Origin of the sequence: Brevundimonas diminuta 3F5N (assembly GCF_900163625.1) — a bacterium.
GTDB classification, from domain to species: domain Bacteria; phylum Pseudomonadota; class Alphaproteobacteria; order Caulobacterales; family Caulobacteraceae; genus Brevundimonas; species Brevundimonas diminuta_A.
This window is the reverse complement of sequence record NZ_FUIE01000001.1, coordinates 1-26,055: the sequence shown is the minus strand read 5'-3', so window position 1 is coordinate 26,055 and position 26,055 is coordinate 1. Positions and strand designations below refer to the sequence as shown.

The window sequence follows — 26,055 nt, the reverse complement described above, 5'->3', positions numbered from 1 at the left end:
AGCGTCGCCTATTCGATTACCGGCATGCCCTTGAAGATCGCCGGCGAGGGCGGCGCTGGCGGAGCGGATGAAGGCGCTGTCGGCGCGGGATCTGATGGTGGTGCTGGCGGCGCTGCTGCGCGGCGGGGGGGAGACGGCGTTGGCGGATGGGCTAGCGAGCGCGTCGGTCGATCCGCGCGAGGCGGCGGAGGCGGTGGCGAAGGCCTTTGCGGCGGCCGCCTGATGACCCCTTGGGTGGACATGATGCAGGCGGCGGCGCGGATGGGCGTGGGGCCGGAAGGCTTCTGGCGGCTGTCGTTGAGGGAATGGCGGATGCTGACGGCGGGGCCGGTTCAGGCGGCGCCGCTGGGGCGCGGGGAACTGGAGCGAATGAGGGAGATGTGGCCGGATGACTGATGGTTTCAGGCCGGACGGGATCGACGCCGTGCCGGTGAGGGCGGCTGAGGCCGCGGCGGCGCTGGAGGCGCTGAAGGAGCCGGCGGAACGGGCGGCGGCCTCGATCGAGGATGCGTTCGGGCGCGCGGGGGCGAGCCTGACGCGGTCGCTGACGCGGGCGGCGGCGGACGGGGAGGTGACGCTGGCCGAGCTGGCGCGTGCGGTGCTGAACGCGGTCAATGCGGCGGCGGGTGCGCGCGGCGGCGGACTGTCGGGCGCCATAGCGGCGGCGCTGGGGGGCTTTGGCGGTGCGCGGGCGGACGGCGGGCCGGTGCTGGGCGGCGGGGCCTATCTGGTCGGAGAGCGCGGGCCGGAAGTGTTCCGTCCGGCAGGTGCGGGGACGATCGAGCCGACGAACGGGCGCTTTGGTTCGGGGGCGGGGGTGACGGTCAACGTCACGGTGGACGGCGGGGCCGAAGGGCTGCTGCGTTCGGAGACGCAGATCGCCCGGATGCTGGCGCGGGCGGCGGCCCTGGGCGCGCGCTGAAGCAGCGAGGCGCCGTGCGCCGAGCGATAGCGCAGACAAGCTGCGCTGAAGCAATGAGGCGCCGGCGCGCCAAGCGATAGCGCAACAAAAAAGGGCGCTCCGGAGAGCGCCCTTTAGAGCTTATTCGCCCTTGGGGTTCGGGCCGTATTTGTTGTCGCCGGGCTGGCTGTCGGTGATGCCGATCCAGAGCCAGAAGCCGACAGCCACCAGCCAGGTCAGGCTGAGGATGCCTAGGGCGGGGCCGAAGGTGCTGAGGATGACGGCGGGATCTTCGTTCTCCAGAGCCTGGGCGTTCATGAGGGCCGAAACGCCGATCGACATGAAGGCGAAGACCCAGCCGCCGATCATGACGACGTAGGGGATGGCGATGAGCCAACCCGCCTTGCCCATGTCGTGCAGGCGCTTCACGCCGATGGCGAGGTGCGGCCACAGCAGGGCGAGGCCCAGCAGGTTCAGGAACGGGATGAAGTTCAGGACCAGGCCCACGCCGAACAGGATCAGCCAGCTGATCCAGAAATGCTGGCGGCGCAGGCGGCCGTTGAAGGAAAAGAGAGCCGTGGCGAAGTCATAGGCGCCGAGCGGGGCGCCGCCCGTCGATGAGGCGGCGGCCTGGCCGAAGGCGGCGGCGGGAGCGGTGGAGGCCAGGATCATGACCTGCGTGGCCTCCATGCCTTCCGGCACGAAGTCGACGCGGGCGCCGACGGCGACGGTTCCGCCAGCCTGGACGTCCGCGCGGGTGAAGCCGTAGCGGATGCTGTCGTCGCCGCTGATCAGGCCCGCGCCCGAGGTGTCGTCATAGCTGAGAATTTCGCCGCGCACGCGGATCTCCTGTCGTTGAACGGCTTCGCCGTGATGTGGCGAAAGCATGGCTGAGCCTGGCCGTTCGGACAACCCGAAGACTGCCGTCAGGTGAAGTTTTTCGCGAGACGTTCGCAACCTGTCCCGCGACGGGACGCAATCCAGGTAATTTGAGCGAGGACGCATGGCCTTTCATGAGGTGCGCCTGCCTGCGCGGCTGGCGTTCGGTTCGACCGGCGGGGTCGAGCGGAGGACGGAGACCACGACGCTGGCCTCGGGGTTCGAGCGGCGCTCGACGCCGTGGGCGGACGGGCGCAGGCGGTATCTGATCGGGGCGGGGTTGCGGTCGCTGGACGACATGGCGGCGCTGACCGAGTTTTTTGAGGCGCGGCGCGGGCGGCTGCACGGGTTCCGGTTTCGCGACTTTGCGGACTTCAGGAGCGGGGCGCCGGGGGCGGCCGTGACGCCGCTGGATCAGGCGATCGGGACGGGGGACGGGCAGACGCGCGTGTTCCAACTGAGCAAGGCTTACGGCGATCATCGGCGGATCATCGCCAAGCCGGTCGAAGGGTCGGTGCGGGTGGCCGTAGGGGGCGTGGAGACGGCGGCCTTTAATCTGGATGCGGTCACAGGGCGGGTGACGTTGGCGACGGCGCCGCCGCAGGGCGCGGCGGTGAGCGCGGGCTTCGCCTTTGACGTGCCGGTGCGGTTCGACGCGGACCGGATGGAGGTGACGCTGGAGAGCTTCGGCGCCGGGCGGATGGTCGCCATGCCTCTGATCGAAGTGCGGGTCTGAGCCATGCGGAATGTTCCAAGCGAACTGGCCGCCCGCATCGAGAGCGGGGCGGCGACGCTGTGCCATGTCTGGCTGCTGAGGCGGACGGACGGGCAGGCGATGGGCTTCACCGACCATGACCGCGATCTGGAGGTCGAGGGCGTGGCGTGCCGGGCGGCCAGCGGCTGGACCGGCGGGGCGGGCGACGGCGAGGTCGGACTGGCGGCGGGGTCGCTGTCGGCGTCTGGCGGGCTGGATGATGCGGCGATCACCGAAGAGGACATAGCGGCGGGGCGGTATGACACCGCCGAGGTCGAGCTGTGGCGCGTGGACTGGATGCGGCCGGACCTGAGGGTGCGGCTGTGGAAGGGGCGGCTGGCGCGGATCCGGAGGGAGAACGGGCGCTTCGTCGCCGATCTGGACGGGCCGATGGCGGCGCTGGAACGGGTGGTCGGGCGGACCTACAGCCGGGGCTGCGACGCGGTGTTGGGCGATGGGCGCTGCAGGCTGGATGCGGCGGCGGTCGCGGGGCGGGTTTGCGACAAGCGGTGGGCGACCTGCGTGGGAGTGTTCGGCAATGGGGTTAATTTTCAGGGCTTTCCGGACATTCCGGGCGAGGACTTCCTGACGGCGCGGCCGGCAGCGGGACGCAATGACGGCCGGAGCCGTAGGCGATGAGGGAGATCAGCGCCAACCTTTCCCTCCCCGTTCCGGGGAGGGTGGCTGAGGCGAAGCCGAAGCCGGGTGGGGGCGGCGAGGCTGATCAGACGCAGAGGTTGGATCGCCTGGCCCTCCCCACCCGGTCGCTTCCGGCATTGGGTAGCAAGCGCACCTACCCAAGCTTATGATTTTCAATGATTTTTGGTAGATTGTCCCTGTAGCCGACGTTTTGTGGGAAGCGTCAGGCCACCATGCTCTTGATCCCAGAGCGTGCCGCCCGCGACAGGAGATATGCCGATAAGACAAGGACTCGTGCCGAAAGGCGCTGATAATCCGTTGGCGTTGCATGCGCTCGTCCGCAAATACGCAGAGATCGCCAGCCAAGCCGATCAGGCCCGATCAACCGTTCAGAAATTGACGGATGACCTGGCGCATATTGAAGCCGCTATTCGGCTTCTCGACGCTTCGATCGACATCAGCGCAATCCGCCCTAGTCGCCCATCATTCAAACGCTCGCAGAAAGGCGAGGTTACCAACATCCTCTTGGATGTGCTGCGGGAGGCGGGTGAACCGCTACCGCCCCGAACGATCACAGAACGCGTCATGAAGCGGCGCGGCATGCGCGTCGAAGATGTGGTGCAACTCGACGTCATGCTGAAACGCGTGCGCGCATGTCTGCGGAATCAACGAAATCAGGGCGTGCTGCATCCTGTCGGAAAGGACGGGTTCGCCCAACTATGGGATGTTGTTCAATGACCAACCCGTGCCTCTATCCCTTGGTTTTGACCAAGGGAGATGACCTGCTGGAAATCACGCGCGACCCTGTTGGCGGTGCCGACTTCGTCGGACTTCATAATGGTCGCCCTGTCGCTCGCGGCAGTGAAAAGGCGTTCGTGCTGCGTGCGCTGGTTAGTTGCGGCTGATCTTGTTAGCGTCGCCTATTCGATTACCGGCATGCCCTTGAAGATCGCCGGCGAGGGCGGCGGGCCGTCGGTCCAGTGCCAGGTCTCGCGGGTGCGCATGAGCTCCTGCGTGACCTGGGCGGGGACGGCCGGGATGTCGACCGGCGTGGGGGCATAGGTGCCCGACGGCGCCAGGTTCAGTCGGAACCGATGAGGGAAGCCGCCGAAGCGCACTTCGATCACCATGTCGCGGACCATGCCGTCAGGGATGACAATCTGCTCCGCCAGGATGGCGCCGCCATGCGCCGTGCCGGGGTCGATGGTCGTCGTCTCCAGCATGGTTCGTCCCAGGGTGGAGATGGTTTGGCGAAGGCGCCGCTGGATGTGGTCGTGCGACGCCTGCAACTGCCCCGAGGCGCTGCGGTAGGCGATGTCGTGGCGGCGCGGATGGTCTTCCATTTCCTGAAGGGTGAGGAAGTACTCCACCGCCGCGTCGGCCCAGGCCAGGTTCATCTCACGCTGCGCGGTCGTGCGCGCCGTGTGGCGCAGGTAGTCGAAATCCTCGACGCGGTAGGGCTGCCCATCCAGATAGAGGCGCACATCCTCCGAGCCGATGTTGATCGGATAGCCCGAGGTGTTGAAGGCGGCGATCGAGAAGAAGAACTTCTGGGTGTCGTTGTAGCGGACCGGCAGCAGCATGATCGCGCCGGACGGTCCGTTCGACACCATCAGGGCGTTGCCGCGCGAGAAGCGCACGCCCACGCCGTGGTCGGCCGTCGGGATCATCCGCACTTCTGCTGGCGGCGTGGTGGCGCAGCCGGCCAGAGCGACCATGGCAGCGACGACAGCAGCCTTAGGAAACATCGACTTCATCCCCACGATCGTCCCCCTCCGTCAGAACTGAACCGGCGTGCCGGCGATGCGGCCGCAGAACTGGTTCCAGGCGCCTTCGAAGTAGGCGGCGTTCAGTTCCTCGCCGCCGTCGATCAAGGCCGAGGCGTCGCCTGCGCGATCCACGCCGGCCTCGAACCGTTGAAAGCCCGACATGCCGCCATAGGCGTTTCGGCCATTCATCTCACCGCAGAACATGGTCGAGCCGTTGGAGTGCTCGATGCGGCGCACGTTCCGAAACTGGGCGGACGACGGATCGCGGAGTTTGTCCGTGACCGCCTGACGCGCGGCGGCGCGAATACGCGTCGGCGTCCAGTTCACGGGCGGCGTGCGGGCGCGCTGGGCTTCGACGCAAGCCGCATAGGCGCCGCTGGCGATGTTCCGCATCCGCGCCATGACCGCATTGGGGCTGCCGGGCGGGTAGCCGCCATTCGTCGAGCAGGCGTCGGCTTGCGCAGATGCGGGCCCTGCGGCGGTCAAACTCAACGTCAGCATGGCTCCAGCCAGCAGAATGCCCTTGGTCACGATATGTCTCCCTATCAATAGGCAACATAGTGCCTATGAAGAGTTGCCAGAAAGTTAGGCAAGATAGTTCCTAGAGCTTGAGCGGTGTCGCAGTCCCCATGCGCCCATGCGATGGGAGGACCGAGTCGGCGCCAATGTGAGGCGATTGAGGCGAGCGAAAGGGCTCAGCCAAGAGGCGCTTGCGCATGAAGCGGGTATGGCGATGCGCTATCTCGCAGGCATTGAGCGCGGCGAGGAGAACCCCTCGTTGGCTTTCTTGGTGAAGTTGGCGGAAGCGCTAGAGATTCATCCTGCGCAATTGTTCGATTGAACAGCGGCGTTTGACACAATGCGGCGGTTCGGAATGTCTGCTTTTGAATGACGTCTGCGGGAGAGGTCACCCGGCTGCGGATACGCGGCATGTCTAGCCGGTCGGTGAGAAGCTGGTGGGTTTCCACAGCGGACCTGCGCCTCCGGTCGAGCGACCCATAGTGACGTAGGCGCCGGATACCCATCTGATCTCTTCGACCCGGCCCGACCTTGGTGTGGCTGCGGGCGTGGGAGGAGGGTCTTGGTCTATGGACTTGCAGCCGGACGAACTGCATCTAATCGACGCCGAGCTCTGGGCGCGGACGCGGAGCGGCGCGCGCGCCGGCAGGGGCTTCCGGTATCAGGATGCGGTTGCGGCCTGGCTGGCCGCGGAGGCCTGGTCCGGCAGCGCGGCGTGGGTCACGGTCGTCCCGGAAGGCGTCGATGACGTCACGCTGCATGGCGAGGACCTCGAACTCAGGATCCAGATCAAATCCCGGCACGATCCCAGAGGTCTGTTCAGCACGGTAGAGATCGCCGGATACGTCGCAAAGGCGGCGGTCGATCTCCCCGAAGGATGGATCGATGACCCCAGATACCGGATCGCGGTCGTCCTTGAGCGACCGCCCGCCGACCTCATGGAGACCGGTTTTCTCAATAGCCTCGCATCCGCGGGTCAGCGGGTGGATGCCTTGACCGAGGCGCTGAGCGCCCAGCTTCCTGACGGCTTCGATCTGGACGCGCTGATGGACCGGGTCAGCGTGGTCGTCGAACCCGAGCCGCTCACGCATTGCGCCGAGGCCCTCGCCCCTTCAGACGTTGATCCGGCGGCCCGGACGCTGGTCGCCCAGATGCTGCGGGACATCGCAGGCGATCACGCGGATCGGAACTATCGGGCTTCACCTCCTGCAATCTTCACCCTCGGTCGATCGACTGTGCAGGAGCGGCTCGACCATGCCACCGGCCTGATCGATCCGGCTGGATATCTGGACCTGACTGCGGGACTGGCCGACATCGCGGATTTCGCGGCGACGATGCCGACCGAGGGCTTCTATTCCGGCGTCAACACAGCACCCGGCCACGTTGGCGCGGGCCTCGTGTTCGATCGACCCGAGGCCGTCGCCGAAGTACTCGAGGCGCTTGAGAGCCGGAGGGCTGCCCTGGTCGTCGGACCGTCGGGCGCTGGCAAGTCAGCGCTCGCGTGGCTTGCCGCCTACCACTCTCGCCATACGGTCCGCTGGTATAGGCTAAGGAGTCTGAGGCAGGGCGACGTGGGGCGGATTGCGGCTCTGGCCAGACGCCTCGAGGCCACGACCGAGCGTCCGGTCGGCTTCGTTCTCGACGATGCTGGCCGTGACACGACCGATGGCTGGGATGATTTGATCAAGGAGGTCGAACAGACTCCCGGTCTGCTCGCTCTGGCTACGGTTCGCGAAGAGGACCTGTTCCTGTTGGCGACCGCGACTCGGACCCGCGCCATCCGTCCGACCCTCAACGAGGATCTGGCGGCGCGGCTCTGGGCGGCGCTGAATGCGCAGGGCTCGGTAGAGTTCGCCCACTGGCGAGAGCCTTTCGAACGAAGCGAAGGGCTGCTGCTCGAGTACGTCCATCTGCTCACAGCGGGCCAACGTCTCGCCGAAACGATCCGGGAGCAGGTGCGGCGCCGTCTCGCCGAAGGCCGTAGCGCCGAGCTGCGTGTGCTCCGCGCGGTCGCCTGCGCCTCTGCCCACGGCGGCGCGGTGGACCCGATCCGCCTCCGTGGGCGCGAAAATCTCGATGAGATCGCCTTCGCCCAGGCCATGCAGAGGCTGGTCGATGAGCATACCATCCGGGTACGTCCGGATGGGTCCATCGCGGGTCTTCACGAGATTCGGTCGCAACACTTGGACGAGGCGGTGCGATCCCTGCTCGGCGAAACGTCGGAGGTTGCGATCGCCGCAGCGCTCGCGACGCTCAGCCCCGCCAGTCTGGCCGCTTTCATTCCGAGTGTGCTGCGGCGCTGGCCGGAGGCCGAGGCAGTGTTGATGGACGGCCTGGTCGAGCGCCTTGAAGACGCGGATGCCGCGACCTGGATCGGCGCGTTCCATGGCCTCGGTCTGGCGACGGCGGACGATGTGGCCACGCGTTGGCTGGACATTTCCAGGGAAGCCGAACTCGATGATCGCAGCGCGGACACCCTGTTCATGCTGGCGTCGATGAACTCCCAGTTCGAGGACGATCCCATCTTCGCGAACTTCAACCGAGCGCGGGCCGCTTTCGTCACGCTCACGGTTCCGGATCGACGACGCGCGCTGCTCGACCGCCTTGAGGACGGCGTGTCGCCGCCTGAACTGGACTGGACCGAAGCCAATGCCCTAGCCGCCGTGCTGCTGCCCCTTCACGGTGCGCCCGAGCCGCCGACCATAACGCTCGTTCCTCCGGAGCTCGATGATCCCGACCTAGGCTCGCTGATACCGCTCCTAGAGACGGCGCGGATGCGTGGCGTTGAACCGGCGCAGACCCTCGTCGACGCTGCAGGCGGGACCGACCATTTGCTGGACCGTCTCTGTGCCGAGACGGCGTGGGCGACGCCTCCGACCTGCGGAGAGTTCGAAGGGCAAGCCGCGGTGTTCTCGAACCTGAAGTTCGTTCACCCGGAGGTGCAGCCTGACATCCACGCTGCTGCGGTCGCCTACTGCCGCAAACTGGCGGCTGTGGCCCCCGGAGCCGAACGGATTGTCTGCGACGCCGTGTGGGCGGACGGTCAGCCTGCCGGAATGGGCGATCACACGATGGCAACGCTCAGGCTCGTCCGAAGGGCGGTGATACCGGACGCCGCCGTCGCCTGGAACCGGGCGCAGTCCCGCGCCATCAGCCGGCTGGTCGCAACGGGCACGGCGACGGGGCGCGTCACCTTCCTGGCGTCGGCTATTCGGGAGGTTGCGGGCTGGGTCGAGCAGGCGGGCGACTTCTACTGCCGGCAAACCCGGCCTGACGCGCGCTGGCTGGCTCTCCTCCAGGTCCGCAAACTGCTGACCACCTTTGTCAGTCCGCCGCCCGTCGACAATGTTCAAGGCGGACCGCTCGCCGCCGGCGCCATGGCAGGTCACGATCATTTGCATGGGTTCGTCACCGGGCTCGAGCGACTGATGACGGAGCTGACGGACGGGATCAGCGACAAGCCCAATCTCATCGCCGTGCGGACCGTCGATCTGGCGCGCGAGGCGCTGAAGCTCCAGGATCCGACCGTCTGGCGCAACACCGGAGAGCCCCCGATCGAGCCACTTAAGGTGTTGGAGGCGACGCTGTGGAATATCCGTGCCGTCCTGGGCGACGCCGTGAACGACCCCTCGTCTCGACAAACGGCCGCGCTCCAGTTCGGCACGATGAGCCGCCGTCACAGCGTCCTGCAACGGGCCGCCGACCGGGCGCGGACGCGTGCCGAGCGAAGGACGGAACAGACCAGCGAATCCATCCGGGTCGCGCTGGCCACGCGCGGGGTGACCGCGACGGTCATTTCGCGGCCGGCCGAGAGGGCGCGCGGCTGGCAATGGCCCGAAGTGGAGTATGCGGCGCTTGTCCCGATGGAGACAGTGTTCGACCTGTTTCCGCTCGAGCCGGTTCTCGGGGAGTGCGGCCTTGCCCTCGAGTTGGACGGCTCCCTGAGTCTCGCGCCGGTGGTGCAGGGGCATGTGGCGCCCGTCGGGTTCGTCTACATCCGCTCAGTCCTCCCCCTCACAGCCTTCCTGCAGGACTGGAAGGACCATTTGCCGTTCCCGCCTCTGCCGGAAAGCGAGGCCCGGCAGCGTTTCGAGCGCGGCATCGACGCGGCCTTCGCCCTGTCGTTCATGAGCCGACAGCGTGACGGAGAACTCAATGAAGAGGAGGAGGCCTTCTTCAATGTGATGGCCGACCGATTGACCGCCGACCTCGACACCCTCGTCCCCTTCCTCGGCGACAATCCTGATCCGATGGTGGGCGATGCCGCGATGTTTCTGTGCGAGGCGGCGCAGCGGGTCGCCACTGAAGGCTCCGACCAGACGATCTCTCCGACCTTGGCGGAGGATTACATCGGTATGGTTAGAGGCGTCGTGACGCCGTTTGCCGAAGGTCTCATCCTGTCCCGACTGGGCCTGATCGATCACGAGGCGACCGAGGCCGCTGCAGCGTGTCTCGACGACGGTGAGGTGAAATGACAATCACTGGATCGAGATTGGCTTCAACTTTCGCATTTCAATCTGGAGTGTGGCGCAACTTGGTGCGAGATTTACCGTCAAGGTTGAGTCGGGGTCCGGAAAATGTGTCCAGCGCCGAATCACCAAGGGGGGCACAGGTTGAGCGTCAGCGTCCACAATCCCGATCAGTATATGGCCGCCTTACGCACCCTGATTGCGCAGAGCCGCAAAAGGATCGCCGTACTTGTCGGGGCGGGCGCGCCAGCGGGAATGTGCCGGGCTGACGGCTCGAAGCCGCTTATTCCGGCCGTGGCCGGCCTGACGACCCAAGTCCTCAACACCCTCGGTCCGAAATACGCGGCGCAAATCGAAGGATTGAAGGTTGACCTGACTACCCACGATATCGAGACTCTGCTGTCTCGCATCCGGTCCCTGTCGACCGTCATCGGCTCCACCCAGGTGCATGGTCTGGACGCCGACGGTTACCGGGAGATGGCCGAATCCATCTGCGCCGAGATCGGCAAAATCGTGGATGTGCGGCTTCCCCCGGACGTCTCACCCTACACTGAATTGGTGAGCTGGATCACCGGCGCATCGCGCGCCCATCCGGTCGAGGTCTTCACCACGAACTACGACCTTCTGTTCGAGGAGGCCTTCGAACGCGCCCAGGCGCCGTATTTCGACGGCTTCTCCGGATCCCGCGAAGCCTTCTTCGATCCTGCCTCGGTGTCCGAGGACAGTCTGTCGCCACGCTGGAGCAAGCTCTGGAAACTGCATGGGTCGCTGGGATGGCGGGCCAACGGGCGAGGAGAGGTCATCCGGACCGGTCAACCCAATGCGACCCACCTGATCTTCCCCGAACATCTGAAATACGACCAGACCCAGAAGGCACCTTATGCGGCGCTGCTCGACCGTCTGCGGGCGTTCCTGGCAACCGAAGACACCCTTTTGGTGTCGGTCGGCTTCTCTTATGCGGACGCCCACATCACCGCCCGGATCAGCGAAGCGCTCGCCGCCAATCCGGCCTCCAGCGTGTTTGCCTTTCAGTACCAGACCCTCGACAAGGAGGTCTGCGCAGTCGATCTCGCGACGAAACGCTCGAACTTCAGTGTCTATGCGCGGGACAAGGCCGTCATCAACGGAGTGGCCGCGCCTTGGTCGGCGCCGGGGGATCTGCCGACAAAGGACTGGGGGCCGATCCGCAAGAGTTACTGGGCATCGAGCGCCGAGGGGGAGCCGCCCGAGTTCCAGCTGGGGGCCATCGACGCCTTCGCCCGTTTCTTCGCCAACTCCAGGTCTCCGCAGGCCTTCGATCCGGCGCCGGCGGTCGCGCTTGCGCCGGCACCTGCCGCGTGACCGCGCCGACATTCCTCGGCCGGGTCGGAAACGTCGCTGGCTCCACCGTCAGCGTGCGGCAATCGGAGTCGGTCGCCTCCGGCATCTCCATTATCGGCGGACGCAGCTATCGCGTGGGTCAGGTTGGCAGTTTCGTGAGGATCCCCCAAGGGTATCACGACCTCTACGGCGTCATTTCGGAGGTCGGAGCCGAGGCGACGCCCGGGACTCTCGTGGACGCCCGGCAGCGGGGGGAAAGCTGGATGACGGTCCAGCTGGTCGGCGAAATCGTCGAGACCAGTTTCGAGCGCGGCATCAGCCAGTATCCGGGCATCAACGACGAGGTCCATCTGGTCACCGAGGACGATCTCGGGCGGATCTACGGCCTCGATGACATGGGACAGATCGTGATCGGCCGGCTGGCGGGAGCCGAAAGCATCCCGGTCAGGATCGATCTGGACAAGCTGGTCACACGACACAGCGCCGTTTTGGGCTCGACCGGGTCCGGCAAGTCCACGACCGTGGCCAGCTTGCTTCGATCGATCTGCAAATCCGGCGGACGCAACGAGAGCCCCGGTGCCCGCATTCTCCTGCTCGATATCCACGGCGAGTACGGCGACGCGCTCAAGTCGATCGCGACCGTGTTCCGTATCAATCCGACCGAGGCGGATGACCGGCCGCTTCACGTCCCTTACTGGGCGCTGGACACCGCCCAGCTGATTGAATTCCTGTTGGGCAAGGTGTCGGAGAGCGCTCACACAGGCATACTTGACCGGATCCAAGAGGCCAAGCTGGCGGTCGCCCCTGGTGTCGCAGGCGTAGATGTCAATGCGCTGACGGCCAACACGCCCCTGCCGTTCAGCCTGAAGCAGCTTTGGTTTGATCTCGTCGATCCGGAATACAGGACCTGGTCAGACGCGGCGCGCACCGTGCCGGCGTTGGAGGCGGAGGGGGATGCGGAAGCCCTCCGCATGCCGAAGTATGAACCGGCAGGGGCCGGGTCAGCCCTGCCTCACCAGAACACGGTCGGTGTCTTCGGCCTCCGCCGCCAACTGAACCAGATGCGATCGCGTTTGCTTGATCACCAGTACGACTTCATGCTGCATCCGGGCGAATGGGAGCCCGACCTGAAGGGCAAGCCTGCGAAGGAACTGCCGGATCTCTTGGCTGGCTGGTTCGGTCACCCCAAGGCCATCACCGTTCTCGACCTGTCCGGTGTTCCGAGCGACGTCCTGATCCACCTGATCGGCGGGATTCTCAACATCACCTACGAAGCGATGTTCTGGGGGCGCTCGCTTCCCGAAGGCGGGCGGGCCCGTCCAAGCCTGATCGTCATGGAAGAGGCCCACCGCTACCTCGGCAAGGATACCAACAATCCGGCGCGCGACATGGTGCAGCGGGTCGTCAAGGAGGGCCGGAAGTTCGGCGTCGGCGCCATGATCGTCAGTCAGCGACCCTCGGAGATCGACGAGACCATCCTTTCTCAGTGCGGATCGCTGATGGCGCTGCGACTGTCCAACAGCGCGGACCAGAGCAAGGTCAAGGCCGCCCTGCCGGACAGCCTCGGGGGACTGGTCGACACCCTCCCGGTCCTGAGGACCGGTGAGGCGATCATCATGGGAGAGGCGGCGCGCCTGCCGATCCGCTGCCGGATCAATCTTCCACCGGAGAACGAGCGGCCCAACAGCGCCGATCCCGATGTCGCCGAGGCCTGGGCCAGACCCAGGGAAGACGAGGATTACGAACGACTGGCCGCCGCCTGGCGGTCGCAAAACCCGAATTGGTCGAAACCGAAAATCCAGAAAGTGAAGCCATGATCCGCCAACCCGTCAGCTCCAGCAATATCGCGTCCATCGGCTACGATGCCGCCCTTCAGATCCTCGAGGTCGAGTTCCTCAATGGGTCCGTCTATCATTATCTGAATGTACCGGAGGCAGAGTACGACGCCCTGATGGCCGCCGGGTCCCACGGAACCTACCTGAACGCCTACATCAAGCCTCGCTACCCGTATCAGAAGCAGTGAGGCTGCGGGTCTTGATGGCCGCCCAAGTGGCGGTTTAGGACAGAAGCCTCATGGTCAAGATCGTCCACACTGCGGACTGGCAGCTCGGGAAACCCTTCGGCGGGTTTCCGGAGGATGTCCGGTCCGCGTTGACGGAAGCGCGTTTCGAGGTGATCGACCGGATCGCGGCGGTCGCGCTGGCCCACCAGGCCTTACACGTCGTGGTGGCCGGGGATGTGTTCGACAACATCGACCCGGGAGACCGCGTCCTCGGCCAGGCGCTGTCCAGAATGGATCAGGCGCCTGTGACCTGGTGGCTGATGCCGGGCAACCACGATCACGCCCGGGCCGCCGGCCTGTGGACGCGCGTGCGCGCCAGGGCGCCCGACAAAGTCCGGATTTTGGACACGCCCGTGGCAACGATGCTGGAAGAGGGAGCCTGGCTGCTGCCCGCCCCGCTGGACCACAGGCGAAACCGTGACGATCCCACGGCGGGCTTCGGCGAAATGGCCACGCCGCCGGGCGCGACGCGGATCGGGCTGGCCCACGGCTCCATCACGGAGTTCGGCGGGTCGAACGACTCCTCCAACCTGATCTCCCCCGATCGCGCCCGGACGGCGGGGCTGGACTATCTCGCTCTTGGGGACTGGCACGGGCATTTAGAGATCAACGCCCACACCGCCTACAGCGGCACGCCGGAGGTGGACCGCTTCGGTCGCGACGAGGCCGGCAGCGTCATCGTCGCCGACGTCCGGCTCGGCGCGCCGCCCAGGTTGGAGCGTGTCGAGACCGGCCGGTTCCGGTGGCTGACCCGGCATTGGGAGCTCTCCGACGCGAAGGATTTCGAGCACCAACTCGACGCGTTTCGCGCATCCTGCAAGCCCGCCCGAACCCTGCTCAAACTGACCGTCGCGGGGGCTGTTTCCCTGGCCGCGCGGGTGGCGGTGCTCGAGCGGCTGGAACAGGATGTGGCGCACGCCCTTCGCTGGCTGGAGGCGAGAAGCGAGGATCTGCTCGCCAGCCCCACGGACGACGACCTATCCAATATCGATGTGCAGGGCGTCCTGGCGCTCGTCGCCGAACGCCTGCTGGCCTCCTCCCGGTCGGGAGAGGTGAGCGCCCATACGGCCAGGGCCGCGCTTGAACGGCTCTACATCGAGGCTTTGCGGGTCGGTGACGAGGCGTCGTCATGAAGGTTCGCAAACTCACGCTCGCCAACTTTCGCAAGTTCCGCAAACCCGTGACGATCTCCGGGTTCAGCAACGGGCTGAACATCGTGGTCGAGCCGAATGAGACGGGCAAATCCACGCTTCTGGAGGCGCTTCGCGCGGCCTTCTTCGTGCGTCACTCCGCCAAGAGCGAGCTTGTACGGTCCTTCTGTCCCTTCGGCGACGATGTCGCGCCGCGTGTCGCGGTGGAGTTCGAGATCAATCAACAGCGCTGGCGGCTGGAGAAGCAGTTTCTCAAGGCACCTTCGGTCTTGCTGGAGGGGCCGGAAGGGCGGCTCGAGAGCGACGCGGCCGAAGAGCGACTGCAGGATCTGCTCGGCTTCGAGAAAGGCAACAATCGAGGGAGCGATCCCGAAACGCGCGGCGTTCTCGGTCTGCTTTGGGTCGAACAGGCCACGGCCCTGTCGGTCGCTGCGCCGGGCCAATTGGTTCGGGAAAGTGTGCGCGAAGCGCTCGAGGCCGAGGTCGGCGTCGTCCTGGGCGGGCGTCGGTTCGATTTGGTCAAGGCGCGCGTCGAGGAGGCCTATGCCGAGTACCGGACGAGCCGGGCCGGCAAGTCCACGGGCCGGCTCGCGGCGGCCGAGGCCGAGGTGGAGGCGACCCGCTCAAGGCGCGACGAAGCCGCCGCGAAGCTGGCGGCCTATCAGGGCGCTCTCGCTGGCCTCGAGGAGGCGCGCGCGCGCCGGCGGCTGCTCGATCGGGATCTCGCGGATCCGGAAATCGCCGAACGGCTGCGCCGGCTTCACGATGACAAGAAGGCGGCGGACAACAGCCAGCTGAGGCTATCAACCGCCGAAGCGCGTTTCGGCGAGACGGCGGCGGCCGTGCTGAACCTCGAACAGCGCCTGCTGCGCCATCGCTCGGCGATCAAGGAGGTTGTGGACCTGTCTGAAGCCCTCGCCAAGTCCGAACTCACCCAATCCGAGGAAGAGGTCGGGTTCGCGGCGGCGCTGAAAGCCCTGGATGCGAACCGTGACCACCTCGCCGAAGCCCGAGAGCGTCTGGGAGTGGCAGACAAGGCCCTGATCGAGGCCAGGTCGTATTTCGCGGAGCGCGAAAAACAAGGCGCCGTGGAGCGCATCCGGGCCCAGCACGCGGAAATCCGCCGACTCGAGGAAGTGATCGCGCAGCGCGACGAGACGGCGAGGCTTCATATCGACGCAGCAGATCTCCAGGCCTTGGACGCGCTCGACCTGAAGGTCACCGAGGCGCGGATCGCCTTCGAACTGGGCGCAGTGGCGGTCGAGATCGAACTCCTGTCGGACGTGGCGTTGACGGTGGATGGTCGGGCCGCCGAACCGGGACGGCGCGACCTCGTTCGTCCGACAGAATTCCTTGTGGGGAAGGCGGCAAGGGTCGTGGTGACGCCGCCCGGGGCGACGGGGCTGGCCGCCGAATCCGAACTGAAATCCGCCGAAGCTGCGTTGGCGAGCGCCCTGGTGCCGCTAGGATCGGAGACCGTGGCCGCCGCGCGGGCGCGCGCCGAACGCGCTGCCAATGCGATCGAGGAGATCGCCTCACTCAGGCAACAGATAGAGCGGCTTTGCCCGGGCGAGCCGGTTTTGGGGCTGGCGCCCGGCTCGGCGGCGCTGAAGGCTCTGCTGATCGATCTGGGCGATGTGGCCGATACGGCGCCCGACGGCCCGGCCGTCGAGTTGGCGGCGCTCGAGGCGGCGCTTCAATCGGCGCGTGAAGAGGAACAGACGGCCCGGGCGCGTCTGGAGGCCCAGCAGGCCGTCGCGCACGAGCATGACAAGACCCTGGCCCGCCTTGGAGCCGAGCGCGCCGACCTGGCGCGTGGCCTGGGGCAGGCCCGCCAGACTCTCGAGGCCGCCGAGCAGGAGGGCGATCTGCAGGCGGTGGAGGCGTCCTGCCTAGCGCTCAAGGAGGAACTCGCACGTCGATCCGAGGCGCTGGAACAGGTCAGGCAGTTGGCGGGGACGTTCGATGTCGCGCGGATTGCCCAGGGCATCGCCAACATCGTAAGGGAACAGGCGCAGGGCCAGCAGGAGCAGATCGATCTCGCCAGCCAGATCGGCGGGCTGGAATCCCTGATCGACAACGAGGGCTCCAAGGGCCCGGCGAGCCTGGCGGCTGAGGCGGACGAACAGCATCAGGCCGCACTGGAGCGACAAGCTAGGCTGGCGGCAGAAGCCGACGCGCTGGAGCTTCTGCGGCAAACCCTGTCGGATGTGGGCGGCGAGACGGCGCGGGCCTTCCTCGAGCCGGTCACGCGGCGGGTGGCCCATTATGTCGAACAGGTCCTGCCGGGGGCCGAGCCCCGGTTCAACGAGGAGATGAGCCTGACGGCCCTGACCAGGGGATCGACGGCGGAGGCAAGCGGCGACCTGAGCCGGGGCACCCAGGAGCAGCTGGCGGTGCTTACCCGCCTGGCCTTCGCGGACCTCCTGCTGGACAGGGGCGCACCTGTGTCCCTCATCCTCGACGATCCCTTGGTCTATTCGGATGATGGTCGGTTCGAACTGATGACCAATATCCTGACCACCGCCAGCGAGCGCATGCAGATTATATTGCTGACCTGCCGCACGAAAGCGTTCCGCCATGTCGCGGGCCATCGCCTCTCGTTGGCACAGGCTTAACGCCTAGGTCAGGACCGGTCGCGGTCGCCAATATCCGCTCCGCCGGATAGAAATCGCGTGGCGCGATCCCGACATCAAGACCGAGTTGTTCCACGAGAGCCTCCATCTCGCGGACCATGACGTCGTTGGAGGATTTTGTGCGTGTGGACTACGACGCTGGCGTCCGTCTGGGCGAAAGCGTCGAGAAGGACATGATCGCGGTCCGCATCGGGTCGGACTGGCGGCTGGTCGCGGTCGCCTCGCCCGACTACCTAGCGGCGCACGGTCGGCCGACGCATCCGCAGGACCTGATCCGCCACCGCTGCATCAACATGCGTCAGGAAACCTCGGGCGGCCTCTACGCCTGGGAATTCGAGAAAGACGGCCAGGCCTGGCGCGTTCGCGTCGACGGGCAGCTGACCTTCAACAATTCCTACGCCATGGTCGACGCGGCGATCAGCGGCTTGGGCGTCGCCTATGTGCCCGACAGCATGGTCGCGGTGCCCCTGGCGTCGGGCGCTCTGAAACTGGTCCTCGACGACTGGTCGCCGCCATGCGACGGCTACTTCCTCTACTATCCCAGCCGGCGACAGAACCTGCGTGCCTTCCAGATCATCGTCGATGCTCTGCGGGTCCGATAGCGGCGTGCGTTGGACTTCAGCCGACAGCCATTGCCTGCGGCTTGATCTACCTGCCGTGCATCAAGGTACGCTTATTCGTCGGATTGCTCTTCTGAAGACGATTTAGCGTTCTCGGTCATTGACCGAAGTCGCGCCGTCAATTCGGGGTACCGGCGGGTTCCGGAATAGGAGCCCCCCCTCGGGACCGCCTGAACCGTGCAGCCGATGGCGTCCAGCGTTTGCAGCATGAAGACAGCCGAAAAATTACCGCGACTGATCTTATTCCGCAGGTTGGCCTCGCTCTCTTTCACCCCGACGGCATCCAGTGCTTCGACCAGATCGGAATAGCTCCAGTTCCTGCGCTTCATCTCCGCCTTGATCATGCCCTTGGCGATCTCGGCCCAATCCCGTTTTTCCAGGGAGAGGGGGAATTCATGATCGATCATGTGATTTTCCGGAAAGCGCGCCTGATCGTCAGGCCACATGCGAATCTTAGTTTATAGTTCCTCCCGCCGATCAGAAAGAGCGCGCAACCAAAAAAAGTGCGGTTGTCATTAAATTTGGATACAAATTTCTTGACGACGCCCAAATTTTAGATATGACCAAAATCGATAGATTCGCATCGATTTTGGATATTGATCTCTTGTGTCGATCATATTGGCCGGGCGACAGCCCTGATGCCCTTCGACGTCGGCGCTTGGACGGAGGATGAAGCGCGCGCGCAATTCGCGGCGTTTCGCTGGGCCGAATTCGGAGGCCGGCCGACCTGTCAGCGATGTGGTTGTGACGCAGTCAATCGGTACAAGTCGCGCCCCATCTACAAGTGCAAGGGGTGCTGGAGGCAGTTTTCCGATAAATCTGGGACGCCTTGGGCGAACGCCAAGATCAAATATCGAAATCTGATGTACTTGATATCTCTGGTCTCAGAGAACGTTCAGGCGACTAGCATCCGACAATTGGCCAAGTGGTGTCGTGTAAACTACAAGACTGCCTTCGTTTGGGTTCAAAAAATCAGAGAGGAAATTAGCCGAAAGGCCAAAGAAACTTCCCTGGAAGGAGAGGTTGAGATCGATGGCGCCTATTTCGGAGGTCATGTTCGCCCCAAGAACATGAAAAAAACGCGGAAAGACCTGCGGAAAATTCCTTACCGCGCGAATGACCGCGCGCTTAGTGTTGTCGCTGCTCGTCAAAGAGGCGGAGGCATCTGCACCTGGGTCGCCAAGCAGGAGACCCATGCACGCAGTTTCATCGCGGATGCGATAAAACCTGGTTCGGTGCTGTTCACCGATAAGGCGGCTGGATGGGGTCCGCTCAGAGGGCGGTTTTCCCTTTTCCAGGTTGATCATTCGTCCGCCTTTTACACTCCCGAGGCCTGTACCAACGGCGTGGAAACCTTGTGGGCCTTGATGCGCATTATGGAGCGCATCCACCGCCACATCACCCAAAACTATCTTGACCTGTACGCCGCTGACGCAGCCTGGACGCTGACGAAAGGAAAGAAGCCGGAAGGCGAGGCGTTCAGGGAGGTGATGACGTGGATGAGCCGTCCTGGCCGATCTCCGCTGGCGGGTTATTTCCAGGGGCGGAAGCGTACTTGTCCGGTCTGCAAACCCGACGGGACGATTGAAGGCTGGAAACCCGCTCCCAAAAAGGGGCGAACCGACTTTGTCCGAAAGGGTGTTGAACTGGTCCCCTATCGCCCACGCTGCTCGCTTGAAAAAACGTGGCCGGAGAATTTCAAATTCGTCAGCACCGCAGAATTTGTCTCCAATCCGGCCACCGTGCCCGACGGGCCGGGCGTCTACGCGCTCTTCGTTCGCGAGGGGGACGATCTTCTGCGCGCCAGCGGTTTCGTCGAACAGGATCACAAACCGCTTTGGCGGCGCGGAACGGCCGTCCACGTTTACACTGGCGAGACCTATGGTCTTCGCACCCGTCTGACCCAGCATCTGCTTGGCGGCATCGAGACGTCGAATCTGCGCGCTACTCTCGCTGCGCTTCAATTCAATCCAGAGTTGATCGGACTTGCGTCGGATAACGGGCGAACGGCGGTTGAAGCAGGTCTCAGCGAATGGCTGAAAGCCAACACTCTTATTGGCTTCAAGTCGTGCGGCTATGTGCGTGATGTTGAAACAGTGATGCTGAATGCGGTCGCTTCTCCTCTGAACGTCCAGCGATCGAATGGCGGAGAATATGCACGACGCCTTCTCGAACTCCGGAAACGCTTTGGCGAAATAGCATCGCGCTGGCCGCCCCCTTCTACAGGACCGAGCCGCCAAAGGCGTCGTTAGGGCTTCGTCGGCGCGCTATGCTTCCACGACCAGCGTCGCCGCCAACCGGGATCAGCATCGGTCTCAGCGCCAAGGCCAGGATGCTGGATCAAATCGTGACGATACGACCCCATGAACGCATGGTTGATGGCGTCATAGTACCGTTGGCGTTCGCGCACAGTGGAAAGGTTGAGGTCGAACCGCTCCCCCATAATGGCGACAATCTCAGAGGGGGCTAAGGGGGTGTGCGCTTCACGCACAATATCCATGGCAGTTCCCGCGATCCCATTCGGCATTGGTGCATGGTTCCGACGCTTAGGGCGAATGGGTCTGATCTGGCGTTCATCGATTTCAGGGTCGAGCGCCTTCAGCACGTAAATGAAATGGGGCAACGCAGCTTCGATCTCCGCTACCCTCGCATGACGAACGCCTTCTTCCGCCTCATACGCGCGCTTATCAGCGACGGACCGCGTCACGTACTTGGGCGGTGTCAGCAAGCGCTCGCGTTCGCCTAGGAGTTTTGCGTAAACGGCTCCTAGCCGACGGGCCAAATTGACATTCTCATCCTGCATGTAGGCGGCGGATAAAACGCCGCGCGCCCGCGCTCAACGCAGAATTTGCCGCTAGGTGCGTTTGCTACCCAATGCCGGTCGCTTCGCGACCACCCTCCCCGGGACGGGGAGGGAGAGACGTCGCGCCATTCACACCGCGCTGAACGTCACCTCGCCCGCGCTGGCCAGGCTCAGCGCGAAACTCGCCTCCCCCTCATGCTCGCCCGCATATTCCAGCGCCGCGACCAAAAACGCGCCCTCCAGCACGCCGAAGTCCGGCACGATCAGCCGCCACGTCTTCGCCGCCTGCTCAAAGAAGGCCTCGCGAATCAGGGCGTCCGACGCCGCATCGCGAAAAATCCCCTGCCCCGACACCGCCGCCGACTTCACGCCCGCTCCGGCCAACAGTTCGCGCCAGCGCCCGGCGCTGTCGCTGTCGGTCGCGTCCACCGTCTTGGCGTTCAGCGAGATCGTCCTCGCTCTCAGCCCCGCCACCGTCGTGAAGACGCCGCCTGCGCCCTCGATCTTGAGCAGAATGTCCTTGCCTCGTTGTGCGCTCATCTCAGATCTCCTCCGTCACGGCTCTCACCCGCATCACCGCCCACGCCCGCTTCAAATCCGGGCTGCGGAACAGGTCCGTAAACGTTACGCCCAGGCTGACCGCCTTCACCCCGTCCGCTTCCAGCGGCGCATCGTCCAGCCGCGCCCGCACCGCCGTCGCCACGGCCCGCGCCTCCTCCAGCCCCCTGAACCGACTGGCGCAGGTCAGGGTCAGCCGCTGCTCCACCCCGCCGCCGTCCGCGTTCAGCGGTCGGCTCTCACACCGCCCGATCACCAGATGCGGAAACCCAGCCCCTTGTGGCGCCTCATCCCAGACGCGCACCGGATCGCCCAGCAACGCCTTGAGCGCCCCGTCGCCGCGCAAATGTTCGATCAGCGCCTTCACCAGCGCCCCTTCATGATCCGTCATCGCCCCCGCTCCAGGTCCAGCCGCACCCGGCCCGCCGCCTTCGGGTCGGCCTCGATCCCGACCACGCCCCAGTCCGCCCCGCCGAAGCGCACCACCAACCCTTCCTCCAGCCTCGGATCCGCCCGCACCGTGGCGCTCAGCGTCTCCACCGCGAGCGTCACGCCCGCGTCCGTCCGCTCGCGCCGCCGTCGCGCGCCCAGCGCCAGCCACAGCGACCCGACCGGCTCATAGCTGACCACCTGTCCGCCATAGGGCGTCTGCGCCGCCACCGGCCGCACCAGCGTCGCCACCACCTTCATCGCGCCCGCGCTCACAGCCGCACCACACGGTACGGCGCGATCCACCCCTCGACCGGCGCCGCCGACATCTCGCCGTCGCCGCGCTCATAGGCGCGCATCACCAGCATCATCACCGCCAGCCTCAGCGGCGCCGCAGAGGTCGAGGTCAGGCTCAACCCGACCTCCCCCTCCACCCGCGCCCTGGCCGCGTCGATCAGGGTCTGGATCAACCCATCCTCCGCCTCATGCTCGACACGCAGGAACAGCTTCGCCTCCGTGAGGCTCACGGGTGCGGTCATTCAGATCTCCTATGCTTTCTGACTTCTCCCCTTGGGGGAGAAGGTGGGCGCCGGAGGCGCTCGGATGAGGGGAAGGGTTCAACAGACGACCGGCCGACCGGGTGCACGCAGCCCCCGTCCCCCTCATCCGTCTCGTTTCACGAGCCACCTTCTCCCCCGCAGGGGAGAAGGAAGACCCGCCGCCAGCCCTTACGAAGCCGCGAACTTCATCAGCTTGATCGCGTCAAAGTTCTGCACCCCGCCGCCCACGCGCTTGGTCGTGTAGAACAGCACATAGGGCTTGGCCGAATAGGGATCGCGCAACACCCGCACCCCCGCCCGATCCACGATCAGATAGCCGCGCGCAAAGTCCCCGAACGCGATCGACAGACTGTTCGCCGCCACATCCGGCATGGTCTCGATCTCGGTGACCGGATAGCCCAGCAGACTGGCCGTCTCGCCCGGCCGCGTCGCCGGCGACCAGACATAGTTCCCGTCCGCATCCTTGAACTTGCGCACCGTCGAGACCGTGCGCCGGTTCATCACAAAGCGCCCGTTCGGCCGATACTGGGCCTTGGGCGCATAGATCAGATCGATCAGCTTATCGACCGGGCTGGCGCTGGCGAAGCCGCCCGCCGCGCCAGACGCCACCGTGCCGATCTGGCCCCAGGTCTGCGTGCCTTCCGTCGCCGTCGCATAGGCCAGGAAGCCCTTGGGCTTGTTGACCCCGTCGCCGCTGACGAAGGCCGCCGTCTCCTGCGCCGCAAAGGCGTCCTCGACCTCGGCCGCCAGCCATTCGTCCAGATCAATCAGGGCGTCGTCCAGCAGGCTCTGCGTCGCCGCCGGACAGGCGTAGAGATCCGCCGAAGAGAACTCCAGCAACGCCAGCGTCGCCGGGTCCGTCTCGGGCCTGGCCGCCGTCTCGGCCACCCAGCCCGCCTGCACCCCCGCCGTCGACACCGGCTTCCTGAACACGCCCGAGCCGACCGCGCGCACCGTGGCGATCTCGCGCATCGGACTGCCCGCCATCAGACGCCGCTCAATCGCGCGCTCCGTCTCCGGCGGCACGACATAGCCCGCCGAGTTCGACGCCGACGACAGCCCCGCCTTCAGCTCCAGACCATGCGCCTGACCCGACTTCATATAGCCGTCCCACGCCGCCTTGGCCTCCGGCGCCGCCACGACGGCGGGCGCCTCGGCGTCCAACATCGGACGACGGCTCCCGCTCAGCGCGCGGTCCATGCGCGCCTGGGCCTGGGCCACCGCCTGATCGATGCGCGCCACCTTTTCCTCCAGCAGCGCATCGGCCGAAGCCTTCTTCTCGATCTCGTCCAGACGGGCGTCATTGGCCCCTTTGAACGCCTCGAACGCGGCCATCATCTCATGCATGGCGGCGCGCGCCCCGAGTCCGCCAGCATGGGCGTGCCCGAGACGGTCTTGATCTCTTTCATGGTCTCTCCAGAAAAAATGCGCGACCGTCCTGCGGCGCGCCGTCAACCGGGCCAGGCCCGGAACGCGTGCGATCCTTCGTGCATCCGGGGAACCGTGCTACGCCGTCCTCGGATCAAGGGATGGATCAATGTTCAAGATCGCCGTCGCCGCCCTGTCTGCGGTTGGGCTCATGTCATGCACGGCGCATGACGCTTCGGCTCAGCGCCCCTCGACCGCCTCGCCGTCAGAGGCGCAACGGCTGTCGCCGGGGCCAGGCCGCCTTTCGGCCTACACCGCGATCAATCTGCGGATGTTCGAAACCCTCGGCGCCTGCGAGCATCTCAATCGCGACGGCGGCGGCGACCAGGCTTTCGCGGAGCATCTCCGCCGCCACGCTCCGTCGGCCGACCAGGCCGAGCGCCGCGCCCTGCGTGAGGCCTATGACAGAGGCCGCAGCCCCGCCGTCGCCTCGCGCCAGACGCCTGAAACCTGCGCCATCGCCATGCGCGGCTATCGCCAGGAAACGCCCGGCCTGCACGGCCGCCGCGACGACCGCCCGCTCGCCTCGCCCGACTGACGCGCGATCAGCCGCTTAGTGTCTGTGTGCTGAACCGCGCCCCCGGCAGCATCGGAAACGTCACCAGCGACACCTCCCACAGCTCCGCCCGGCTCAGCACCCTGAGCCGCCCGTCGCGCCGCGCCTTCATCGCCCGAAAGCCGATCGACAGCCCGTCCAGCGCCCCGGCCCGCGTCAGGGCGGCGGCGTAACGCGCCTCGGCGGACCAGTCCACGATCCGCCCCTCGACCCACAGGCCGCGTTCGTCCTCGATCATGCGGTCCCAGACGCCGACCACGGCGCGGCTCTCGTGCTGGTGCAGCATCCGCACCCCGCCCGCGCCGGTCTTCGCCAGACTGTCCGCAAATACCCCGCGCGCCGTCACATCCCCGTTCAGGTCCGCGACGCCCCACAGCGAAGCGTAGCCTTGGATAACGAGCGCCCCTTTCTCCCTCCCCTTCATGGGGAGGGTGGCTGAGCCCGCAGGGCGAAGTCGGGTGGGGCCGGCCAGACTATTCAAACGCCGAGCTTGCATCACCACGCCCTCCCACCCGTCGGCTGCGCCGACACTCTCCCCATGAAGGGGAGAGAGAAATCCCTGCGCCATCACTTCCCCTCCAGCTGCCGCTCGATCCGTTCGACCGCCGCGCGCACGGCCTCGCCCTGCGCCTCCAGTCGCGCCAGCCGTTCGGCGACCAGCCTCTGCTCGTCCACCCGCTGCTCCAGCGCCGCGATCCGCGCCGCCGCGCCTCCAGCCCAGACCAGCCCCCCGACCGTCTGCACCAGCAAGGCCGCGATCAGGGCGACCGGCGCCCTCTTCCAATCCATCACGCCTCCACCCCCGCCATCCGACGCCGCTCCTCATCCGTCAGGAAGCTCGCCGCGTTCAGCCGCGCCCACAGCGCATCCCGCTCGACCTGCAGGGCCGGAACCGCATCCAGATCCGGCTCGATCCGGCAGTCGTTGAACCGCCCGCCCAGCCAGCCCGTCATCGCCCCGGCCGCCTTCCGCACCAGCGGGATCACCGTCCCGCGCCAGAAGGCCGCGTTCGCCTCGCGATAATTGGCGTAGGTCGCATCCCCCGGAATCCCCAGCAGCTGCGGCGGCACGCCGAAGGCCAGGGCGATCTCCCGCGCCGCCGCGTGTTTGCCGGCGATGAAGTCCATGTCGTGCGGCGTCAGGCTCATCGGCTTCCAGTCCAGCCCGCCTTCCAGCAGCAGCGGACGCCCGGCGTTCCGCGCCCCCGCATGGGCCTCTCCCAGCTCCGCCTTCAGCGCCTCGAACTGATCCGCCGTCAGGCGCTCCCCGTCCTTGGCGCCATAGATCAGCGCCCCCGACGGCCGCGCCGCATTGTCCAGCAGCGCCTTGTTCCAGGCGCCCGACGCATTGTGCACATCGATGGCGAAAGCCGCCGCCTCCAGCGGCGAAAACCCGTAATGATCGTCCGTCGGGTGAAACAGCTTCAGATGCATCACCGGCGACCAGCCGTCGCCGTGTCGCGCGATCCGCACCGACCGCCCGCCGACCGCATACTCATAGGCTTCCGGCCACCCCGCCCTTCCGGGGACCACCTTCACCCTGTCCGGCCTCAGCGCCCACAGCTCATCCGGCGCCCCGTCTCCGTCGGCGTCTCCGGTCGCCTCGACATAGGCGTTGCCCGCCGTCTGTAGCGCGCCATAGAGCGCCTCCATCAACTCCCCGCCCGACTGTTCGGGATTCGGCTTGTCGATCAGCCGCGCCAGCGGATGATCCGCCGTCCGCACGCCCCCGACCATCACCATCAGCGGTGTAGAGGCCGCCGCCTCCGCGATCATCCGCACGCAGCGATAGGCCACGGCGTTCTTGCCGAACCCCTCCTCGGCCAGATGGGCGTAATCGCGCGGCGTCCACCGCGCCCGGCCCGCGCCGGTCAGGGCGATCAGCGGCCCCGTGCGGCTATCCTTGATTTCGGGCGCAGCGATCCGCCGCCGACCGAACGGTCGTCGCCAATCCATGTGTTTCTCCATATCCATCTTCCTTCTCCCCTTGAGGGAGAAGGTGG

30 protein-coding genes are annotated in these 26,055 nt (G+C 66.0%); 17 read left to right on the top strand and 13 right to left on the bottom strand.

What is annotated here, in order from left to right:
- Window positions 1-67: 67 nt before the first annotated feature.
- From FM111_RS00150 to FM111_RS00140, 3 genes are read left to right on the top strand one after another with little or no spacing between them, the layout of a single operon-like run.
- Window positions 68-223: a hypothetical protein gene (locus tag FM111_RS00150; protein WP_218779144.1), complete on the top strand. Its 156-nt coding sequence runs from the start codon at window positions 68-70 to the stop codon at window positions 221-223.
- Complete coding sequence (locus FM111_RS00145) at window positions 223-396, top strand: phage tail assembly chaperone (RefSeq protein WP_087138720.1); 174 nt, start codon at window positions 223-225, stop codon at window positions 394-396. Before FM111_RS00150 ends, FM111_RS00145 begins: the two co-directional genes overlap by 1 nt.
- On the top strand, window positions 389-922 hold the full coding sequence (locus FM111_RS00140) for a phage tail tape measure protein (protein WP_087138719.1): 534 nt from the start codon (window positions 389-391) through the stop codon (window positions 920-922). The genes FM111_RS00145 and FM111_RS00140 overlap by 8 nt, the downstream gene beginning before the upstream one ends.
- A gap of 120 nt (window positions 923-1,042) precedes the next feature.
- On the opposite strand, the gene FM111_RS00135 is transcribed toward FM111_RS00140, so the two are convergent.
- A complete protein-coding gene (locus FM111_RS00135; RefSeq protein WP_087138723.1) occupies window positions 1,043-1,741 on the bottom strand; it encodes a DUF805 domain-containing protein in 699 nt (232 codons plus the stop codon).
- 163 nt (window positions 1,742-1,904) lie between these two features.
- On the opposite strand from FM111_RS00135, the gene FM111_RS00130 reads away from it, so the two are divergent.
- From FM111_RS00130 to FM111_RS16295, 4 genes are all read left to right on the top strand, one after another.
- Window positions 1,905-2,516, top strand: coding sequence for a DUF2460 domain-containing protein (locus tag FM111_RS00130; RefSeq protein WP_087138718.1), 612 nt, complete (start codon window positions 1,905-1,907; stop codon window positions 2,514-2,516).
- Window positions 2,517-2,519: 3 nt separating this feature from the next.
- Complete coding sequence (locus FM111_RS00125) at window positions 2,520-3,173, top strand: DUF2163 domain-containing protein (RefSeq protein ID WP_087138717.1); 654 nt, start codon at window positions 2,520-2,522, stop codon at window positions 3,171-3,173.
- Window positions 3,174-3,467: 294 nt separating this feature from the next.
- Window positions 3,468-3,911 (top strand): hypothetical protein, encoded by a 444-nt coding sequence (locus tag FM111_RS00120; RefSeq protein ID WP_179204970.1) that lies wholly within the window; start codon window positions 3,468-3,470, stop codon window positions 3,909-3,911.
- Entirely contained in the window at window positions 3,908-4,078 is a 171-nt protein-coding gene (locus FM111_RS16295; RefSeq protein WP_179204969.1) for a hypothetical protein, read from the top strand. The genes FM111_RS00120 and FM111_RS16295 overlap by 4 nt, the downstream gene beginning before the upstream one ends.
- 15 nt (window positions 4,079-4,093) lie before the next feature.
- Here FM111_RS16295 and FM111_RS00115 read toward each other — a convergent pair whose 3' ends face one another.
- On the bottom strand, window positions 4,094-4,921 hold the full coding sequence (locus FM111_RS00115; protein WP_143276004.1) for a hypothetical protein: 828 nt from the start codon (window positions 4,919-4,921) through the stop codon (window positions 4,094-4,096).
- A 30-nt stretch (window positions 4,922-4,951) separates the two neighbouring features.
- Window positions 4,952-5,473 carry a hypothetical protein gene (locus FM111_RS00110; RefSeq protein ID WP_087138714.1) on the bottom strand — a complete coding sequence of 174 codons (522 nt, stop codon included), beginning with the start codon at window positions 5,471-5,473 and terminating at the stop codon, window positions 4,952-4,954.
- 106 nt (window positions 5,474-5,579) lie between these two features.
- Between FM111_RS00110 and FM111_RS00105 the strand changes: the two genes are divergently transcribed.
- From FM111_RS00105 to FM111_RS00070, 8 genes are all read left to right on the top strand, one after another.
- The gene (locus FM111_RS00105; RefSeq protein ID WP_087138713.1) at window positions 5,580-5,783 is read left to right on the top strand and encodes a helix-turn-helix domain-containing protein; all 204 of its coding nucleotides are present in this window, start codon (window positions 5,580-5,582) and stop codon (window positions 5,781-5,783) included.
- A gap of 247 nt (window positions 5,784-6,030) precedes the next feature.
- Window positions 6,031-9,936 (top strand): ATP-binding protein, encoded by a 3,906-nt coding sequence (locus FM111_RS00100; protein ID WP_087138712.1) that lies wholly within the window; start codon window positions 6,031-6,033, stop codon window positions 9,934-9,936.
- Window positions 9,937-10,074: 138 nt separating this feature from the next.
- The gene (locus FM111_RS00095) at window positions 10,075-11,271 is read left to right on the top strand and encodes an SIR2 family NAD-dependent protein deacylase (RefSeq protein ID WP_087138711.1); all 1,197 of its coding nucleotides are present in this window, start codon (window positions 10,075-10,077) and stop codon (window positions 11,269-11,271) included.
- On the top strand, window positions 11,268-13,067 hold the full coding sequence (locus FM111_RS00090; protein ID WP_087138710.1) for an ATP-binding protein: 1,800 nt from the start codon (window positions 11,268-11,270) through the stop codon (window positions 13,065-13,067). The genes FM111_RS00095 and FM111_RS00090 overlap by 4 nt, the downstream gene beginning before the upstream one ends.
- Entirely contained in the window at window positions 13,064-13,273 is a 210-nt protein-coding gene (locus FM111_RS00085) for a KTSC domain-containing protein (protein WP_087138709.1), read from the top strand. The genes FM111_RS00090 and FM111_RS00085 overlap by 4 nt, the downstream gene beginning before the upstream one ends.
- Before the next feature lie 50 nt (window positions 13,274-13,323).
- Window positions 13,324-14,445 carry a metallophosphoesterase family protein gene (locus FM111_RS00080; RefSeq protein WP_087138708.1) on the top strand — a complete coding sequence of 374 codons (1,122 nt, stop codon included), beginning with the start codon at window positions 13,324-13,326 and terminating at the stop codon, window positions 14,443-14,445.
- Window positions 14,442-17,081, top strand: coding sequence for an AAA family ATPase (locus tag FM111_RS00075; RefSeq protein WP_087138707.1), 2,640 nt, complete (start codon window positions 14,442-14,444; stop codon window positions 17,079-17,081). Before FM111_RS00080 ends, FM111_RS00075 begins: the two co-directional genes overlap by 4 nt.
- 116 nt (window positions 17,082-17,197) lie before the next feature.
- Window positions 17,198-17,701, top strand: coding sequence for a LysR substrate-binding domain-containing protein (locus FM111_RS00070; protein ID WP_087138706.1), 504 nt, complete (start codon window positions 17,198-17,200; stop codon window positions 17,699-17,701).
- A gap of 71 nt (window positions 17,702-17,772) precedes the next feature.
- On the opposite strand, the gene FM111_RS16435 is transcribed toward FM111_RS00070, so the two are convergent.
- Window positions 17,773-18,126 (bottom strand): DUF6471 domain-containing protein, encoded by a 354-nt coding sequence (locus tag FM111_RS16435; protein WP_218779142.1) that lies wholly within the window; start codon window positions 18,124-18,126, stop codon window positions 17,773-17,775.
- A gap of 231 nt (window positions 18,127-18,357) precedes the next feature.
- On the opposite strand from FM111_RS16435, the gene FM111_RS00060 reads away from it, so the two are divergent.
- A complete protein-coding gene (locus FM111_RS00060; RefSeq protein WP_087138705.1) occupies window positions 18,358-19,971 on the top strand; it encodes an IS1595 family transposase in 1,614 nt (537 codons plus the stop codon).
- Here the strand turns inward: FM111_RS00060 and FM111_RS16075 are convergent.
- The 6 genes from FM111_RS16075 to FM111_RS00025 form a co-directional block, all read right to left on the bottom strand.
- Entirely contained in the window at window positions 19,968-20,447 is a 480-nt protein-coding gene (locus tag FM111_RS16075; protein WP_143276003.1) for a hypothetical protein, read from the bottom strand. The genes FM111_RS00060 and FM111_RS16075 overlap by 4 nt on opposite strands.
- Before the next feature lie 204 nt (window positions 20,448-20,651).
- Window positions 20,652-21,062 (bottom strand): phage major tail protein, TP901-1 family, encoded by a 411-nt coding sequence (locus FM111_RS00045; protein WP_087138702.1) that lies wholly within the window; start codon window positions 21,060-21,062, stop codon window positions 20,652-20,654.
- Between the two features lies 1 nt (window position 21,063).
- The gene (locus FM111_RS00040; protein WP_087138701.1) at window positions 21,064-21,471 is read right to left on the bottom strand and encodes a DUF3168 domain-containing protein; all 408 of its coding nucleotides are present in this window, start codon (window positions 21,469-21,471) and stop codon (window positions 21,064-21,066) included.
- Window positions 21,468-21,785, bottom strand: a complete 318-nt coding sequence (locus tag FM111_RS00035; protein WP_256968020.1) for a head-tail adaptor protein — start codon at window positions 21,783-21,785, stop codon at window positions 21,468-21,470. Before FM111_RS00035 ends, FM111_RS00040 begins: the two co-directional genes overlap by 4 nt.
- On the bottom strand, window positions 21,782-22,048 hold the full coding sequence (locus tag FM111_RS00030; protein ID WP_087138700.1) for a head-tail connector protein: 267 nt from the start codon (window positions 22,046-22,048) through the stop codon (window positions 21,782-21,784). The genes FM111_RS00035 and FM111_RS00030 overlap by 4 nt, the downstream gene beginning before the upstream one ends.
- 189 nt (window positions 22,049-22,237) lie before the next feature.
- A complete protein-coding gene (locus FM111_RS00025; protein ID WP_373407944.1) occupies window positions 22,238-23,416 on the bottom strand; it encodes a phage major capsid protein in 1,179 nt (392 codons plus the stop codon).
- Window positions 23,417-23,606: 190 nt separating this feature from the next.
- On the opposite strand from FM111_RS00025, the gene FM111_RS00020 reads away from it, so the two are divergent.
- Complete coding sequence (locus tag FM111_RS00020; protein WP_087138699.1) at window positions 23,607-24,035, top strand: hypothetical protein; 429 nt, start codon at window positions 23,607-23,609, stop codon at window positions 24,033-24,035.
- A gap of 7 nt (window positions 24,036-24,042) precedes the next feature.
- Here the strand turns inward: FM111_RS00020 and FM111_RS00015 are convergent, their stop codons facing one another.
- The 3 genes from FM111_RS00015 to FM111_RS00005 form a co-directional block, all read right to left on the bottom strand.
- Window positions 24,043-24,477, bottom strand: a complete 435-nt coding sequence (locus FM111_RS00015; protein ID WP_087138721.1) for an HK97 family phage prohead protease — start codon at window positions 24,475-24,477, stop codon at window positions 24,043-24,045.
- A gap of 143 nt (window positions 24,478-24,620) precedes the next feature.
- Window positions 24,621-24,842, bottom strand: coding sequence for a hypothetical protein (locus FM111_RS00010; RefSeq protein ID WP_087138698.1), 222 nt, complete (start codon window positions 24,840-24,842; stop codon window positions 24,621-24,623).
- Window positions 24,842-26,008, bottom strand: coding sequence for a phage portal protein (locus FM111_RS00005; protein WP_373407945.1), 1,167 nt, complete (start codon window positions 26,006-26,008; stop codon window positions 24,842-24,844). The genes FM111_RS00010 and FM111_RS00005 overlap by 1 nt, the downstream gene beginning before the upstream one ends.
- Window positions 26,009-26,055: the final 47 nt, after the last annotated feature.

Bases quoted from the DNA above. Each gene is read 5' to 3' on its own strand.
- FM111_RS00015 (WP_087138721.1), bottom strand. From the start codon at position 24,477: ATGAAGGGGAGGGAGAAAGGGGCGCTCGTTATCCAAGGCTACGCTTCG.
- FM111_RS00040 (WP_087138701.1), bottom strand. From the start codon at position 21,471: ATGACGGATCATGAAGGGGCGCTGGTGAAGGCGCTGATCGAACATTTG.
- FM111_RS16295 (WP_179204969.1), top strand. From the start codon at position 3,908: ATGACCAACCCGTGCCTCTATCCCTTGGTTTTGACCAAGGGAGATGAC.
- FM111_RS00030 (WP_087138700.1), bottom strand. From the start codon at position 22,048: ATGACCGCACCCGTGAGCCTCACGGAGGCGAAGCTGTTCCTGCGTGTC.
- FM111_RS00145 (WP_087138720.1), top strand. From the start codon at position 223: ATGACCCCTTGGGTGGACATGATGCAGGCGGCGGCGCGGATGGGCGTG.
- FM111_RS00100 (WP_087138712.1), top strand. From the start codon at position 6,031: ATGGACTTGCAGCCGGACGAACTGCATCTAATCGACGCCGAGCTCTGG.
- FM111_RS00080 (WP_087138708.1), top strand. From the start codon at position 13,324: ATGGTCAAGATCGTCCACACTGCGGACTGGCAGCTCGGGAAACCCTTC.
- FM111_RS00045 (WP_087138702.1), bottom strand. From the start codon at position 21,062: ATGAGCGCACAACGAGGCAAGGACATTCTGCTCAAGATCGAGGGCGCA.
- FM111_RS00150 (WP_218779144.1), top strand. From the start codon at position 68: ATGAAGGCGCTGTCGGCGCGGGATCTGATGGTGGTGCTGGCGGCGCTG.
- FM111_RS00010 (WP_087138698.1), bottom strand. From the start codon at position 24,842: ATGGATTGGAAGAGGGCGCCGGTCGCCCTGATCGCGGCCTTGCTGGTG.
- FM111_RS00025 (WP_373407944.1), bottom strand. From the start codon at position 23,416: ATGCATGAGATGATGGCCGCGTTCGAGGCGTTCAAAGGGGCCAATGAC.
- FM111_RS00125 (WP_087138717.1), top strand. From the start codon at position 2,520: ATGCGGAATGTTCCAAGCGAACTGGCCGCCCGCATCGAGAGCGGGGCG.
- FM111_RS00075 (WP_087138707.1), top strand. From the start codon at position 14,442: ATGAAGGTTCGCAAACTCACGCTCGCCAACTTTCGCAAGTTCCGCAAA.
- FM111_RS00105 (WP_087138713.1), top strand. From the start codon at position 5,580: ATGCGATGGGAGGACCGAGTCGGCGCCAATGTGAGGCGATTGAGGCGA.
- FM111_RS00140 (WP_087138719.1), top strand. From the start codon at position 389: ATGACTGATGGTTTCAGGCCGGACGGGATCGACGCCGTGCCGGTGAGG.
- FM111_RS00005 (WP_373407945.1), bottom strand. From the start codon at position 26,008: ATGGATTGGCGACGACCGTTCGGTCGGCGGCGGATCGCTGCGCCCGAA.
- FM111_RS00115 (WP_143276004.1), bottom strand. From the start codon at position 4,921: ATGTTTCCTAAGGCTGCTGTCGTCGCTGCCATGGTCGCTCTGGCCGGC.
- FM111_RS00070 (WP_087138706.1), top strand. From the start codon at position 17,198: ATGACGTCGTTGGAGGATTTTGTGCGTGTGGACTACGACGCTGGCGTC.
- FM111_RS00130 (WP_087138718.1), top strand. From the start codon at position 1,905: ATGGCCTTTCATGAGGTGCGCCTGCCTGCGCGGCTGGCGTTCGGTTCG.
- FM111_RS16435 (WP_218779142.1), bottom strand. From the start codon at position 18,126: ATGATCGATCATGAATTCCCCCTCTCCCTGGAAAAACGGGATTGGGCC.
- FM111_RS00060 (WP_087138705.1), top strand. From the start codon at position 18,358: ATGCCCTTCGACGTCGGCGCTTGGACGGAGGATGAAGCGCGCGCGCAA.
- FM111_RS00085 (WP_087138709.1), top strand. From the start codon at position 13,064: ATGATCCGCCAACCCGTCAGCTCCAGCAATATCGCGTCCATCGGCTAC.
- FM111_RS00020 (WP_087138699.1), top strand. From the start codon at position 23,607: ATGTTCAAGATCGCCGTCGCCGCCCTGTCTGCGGTTGGGCTCATGTCA.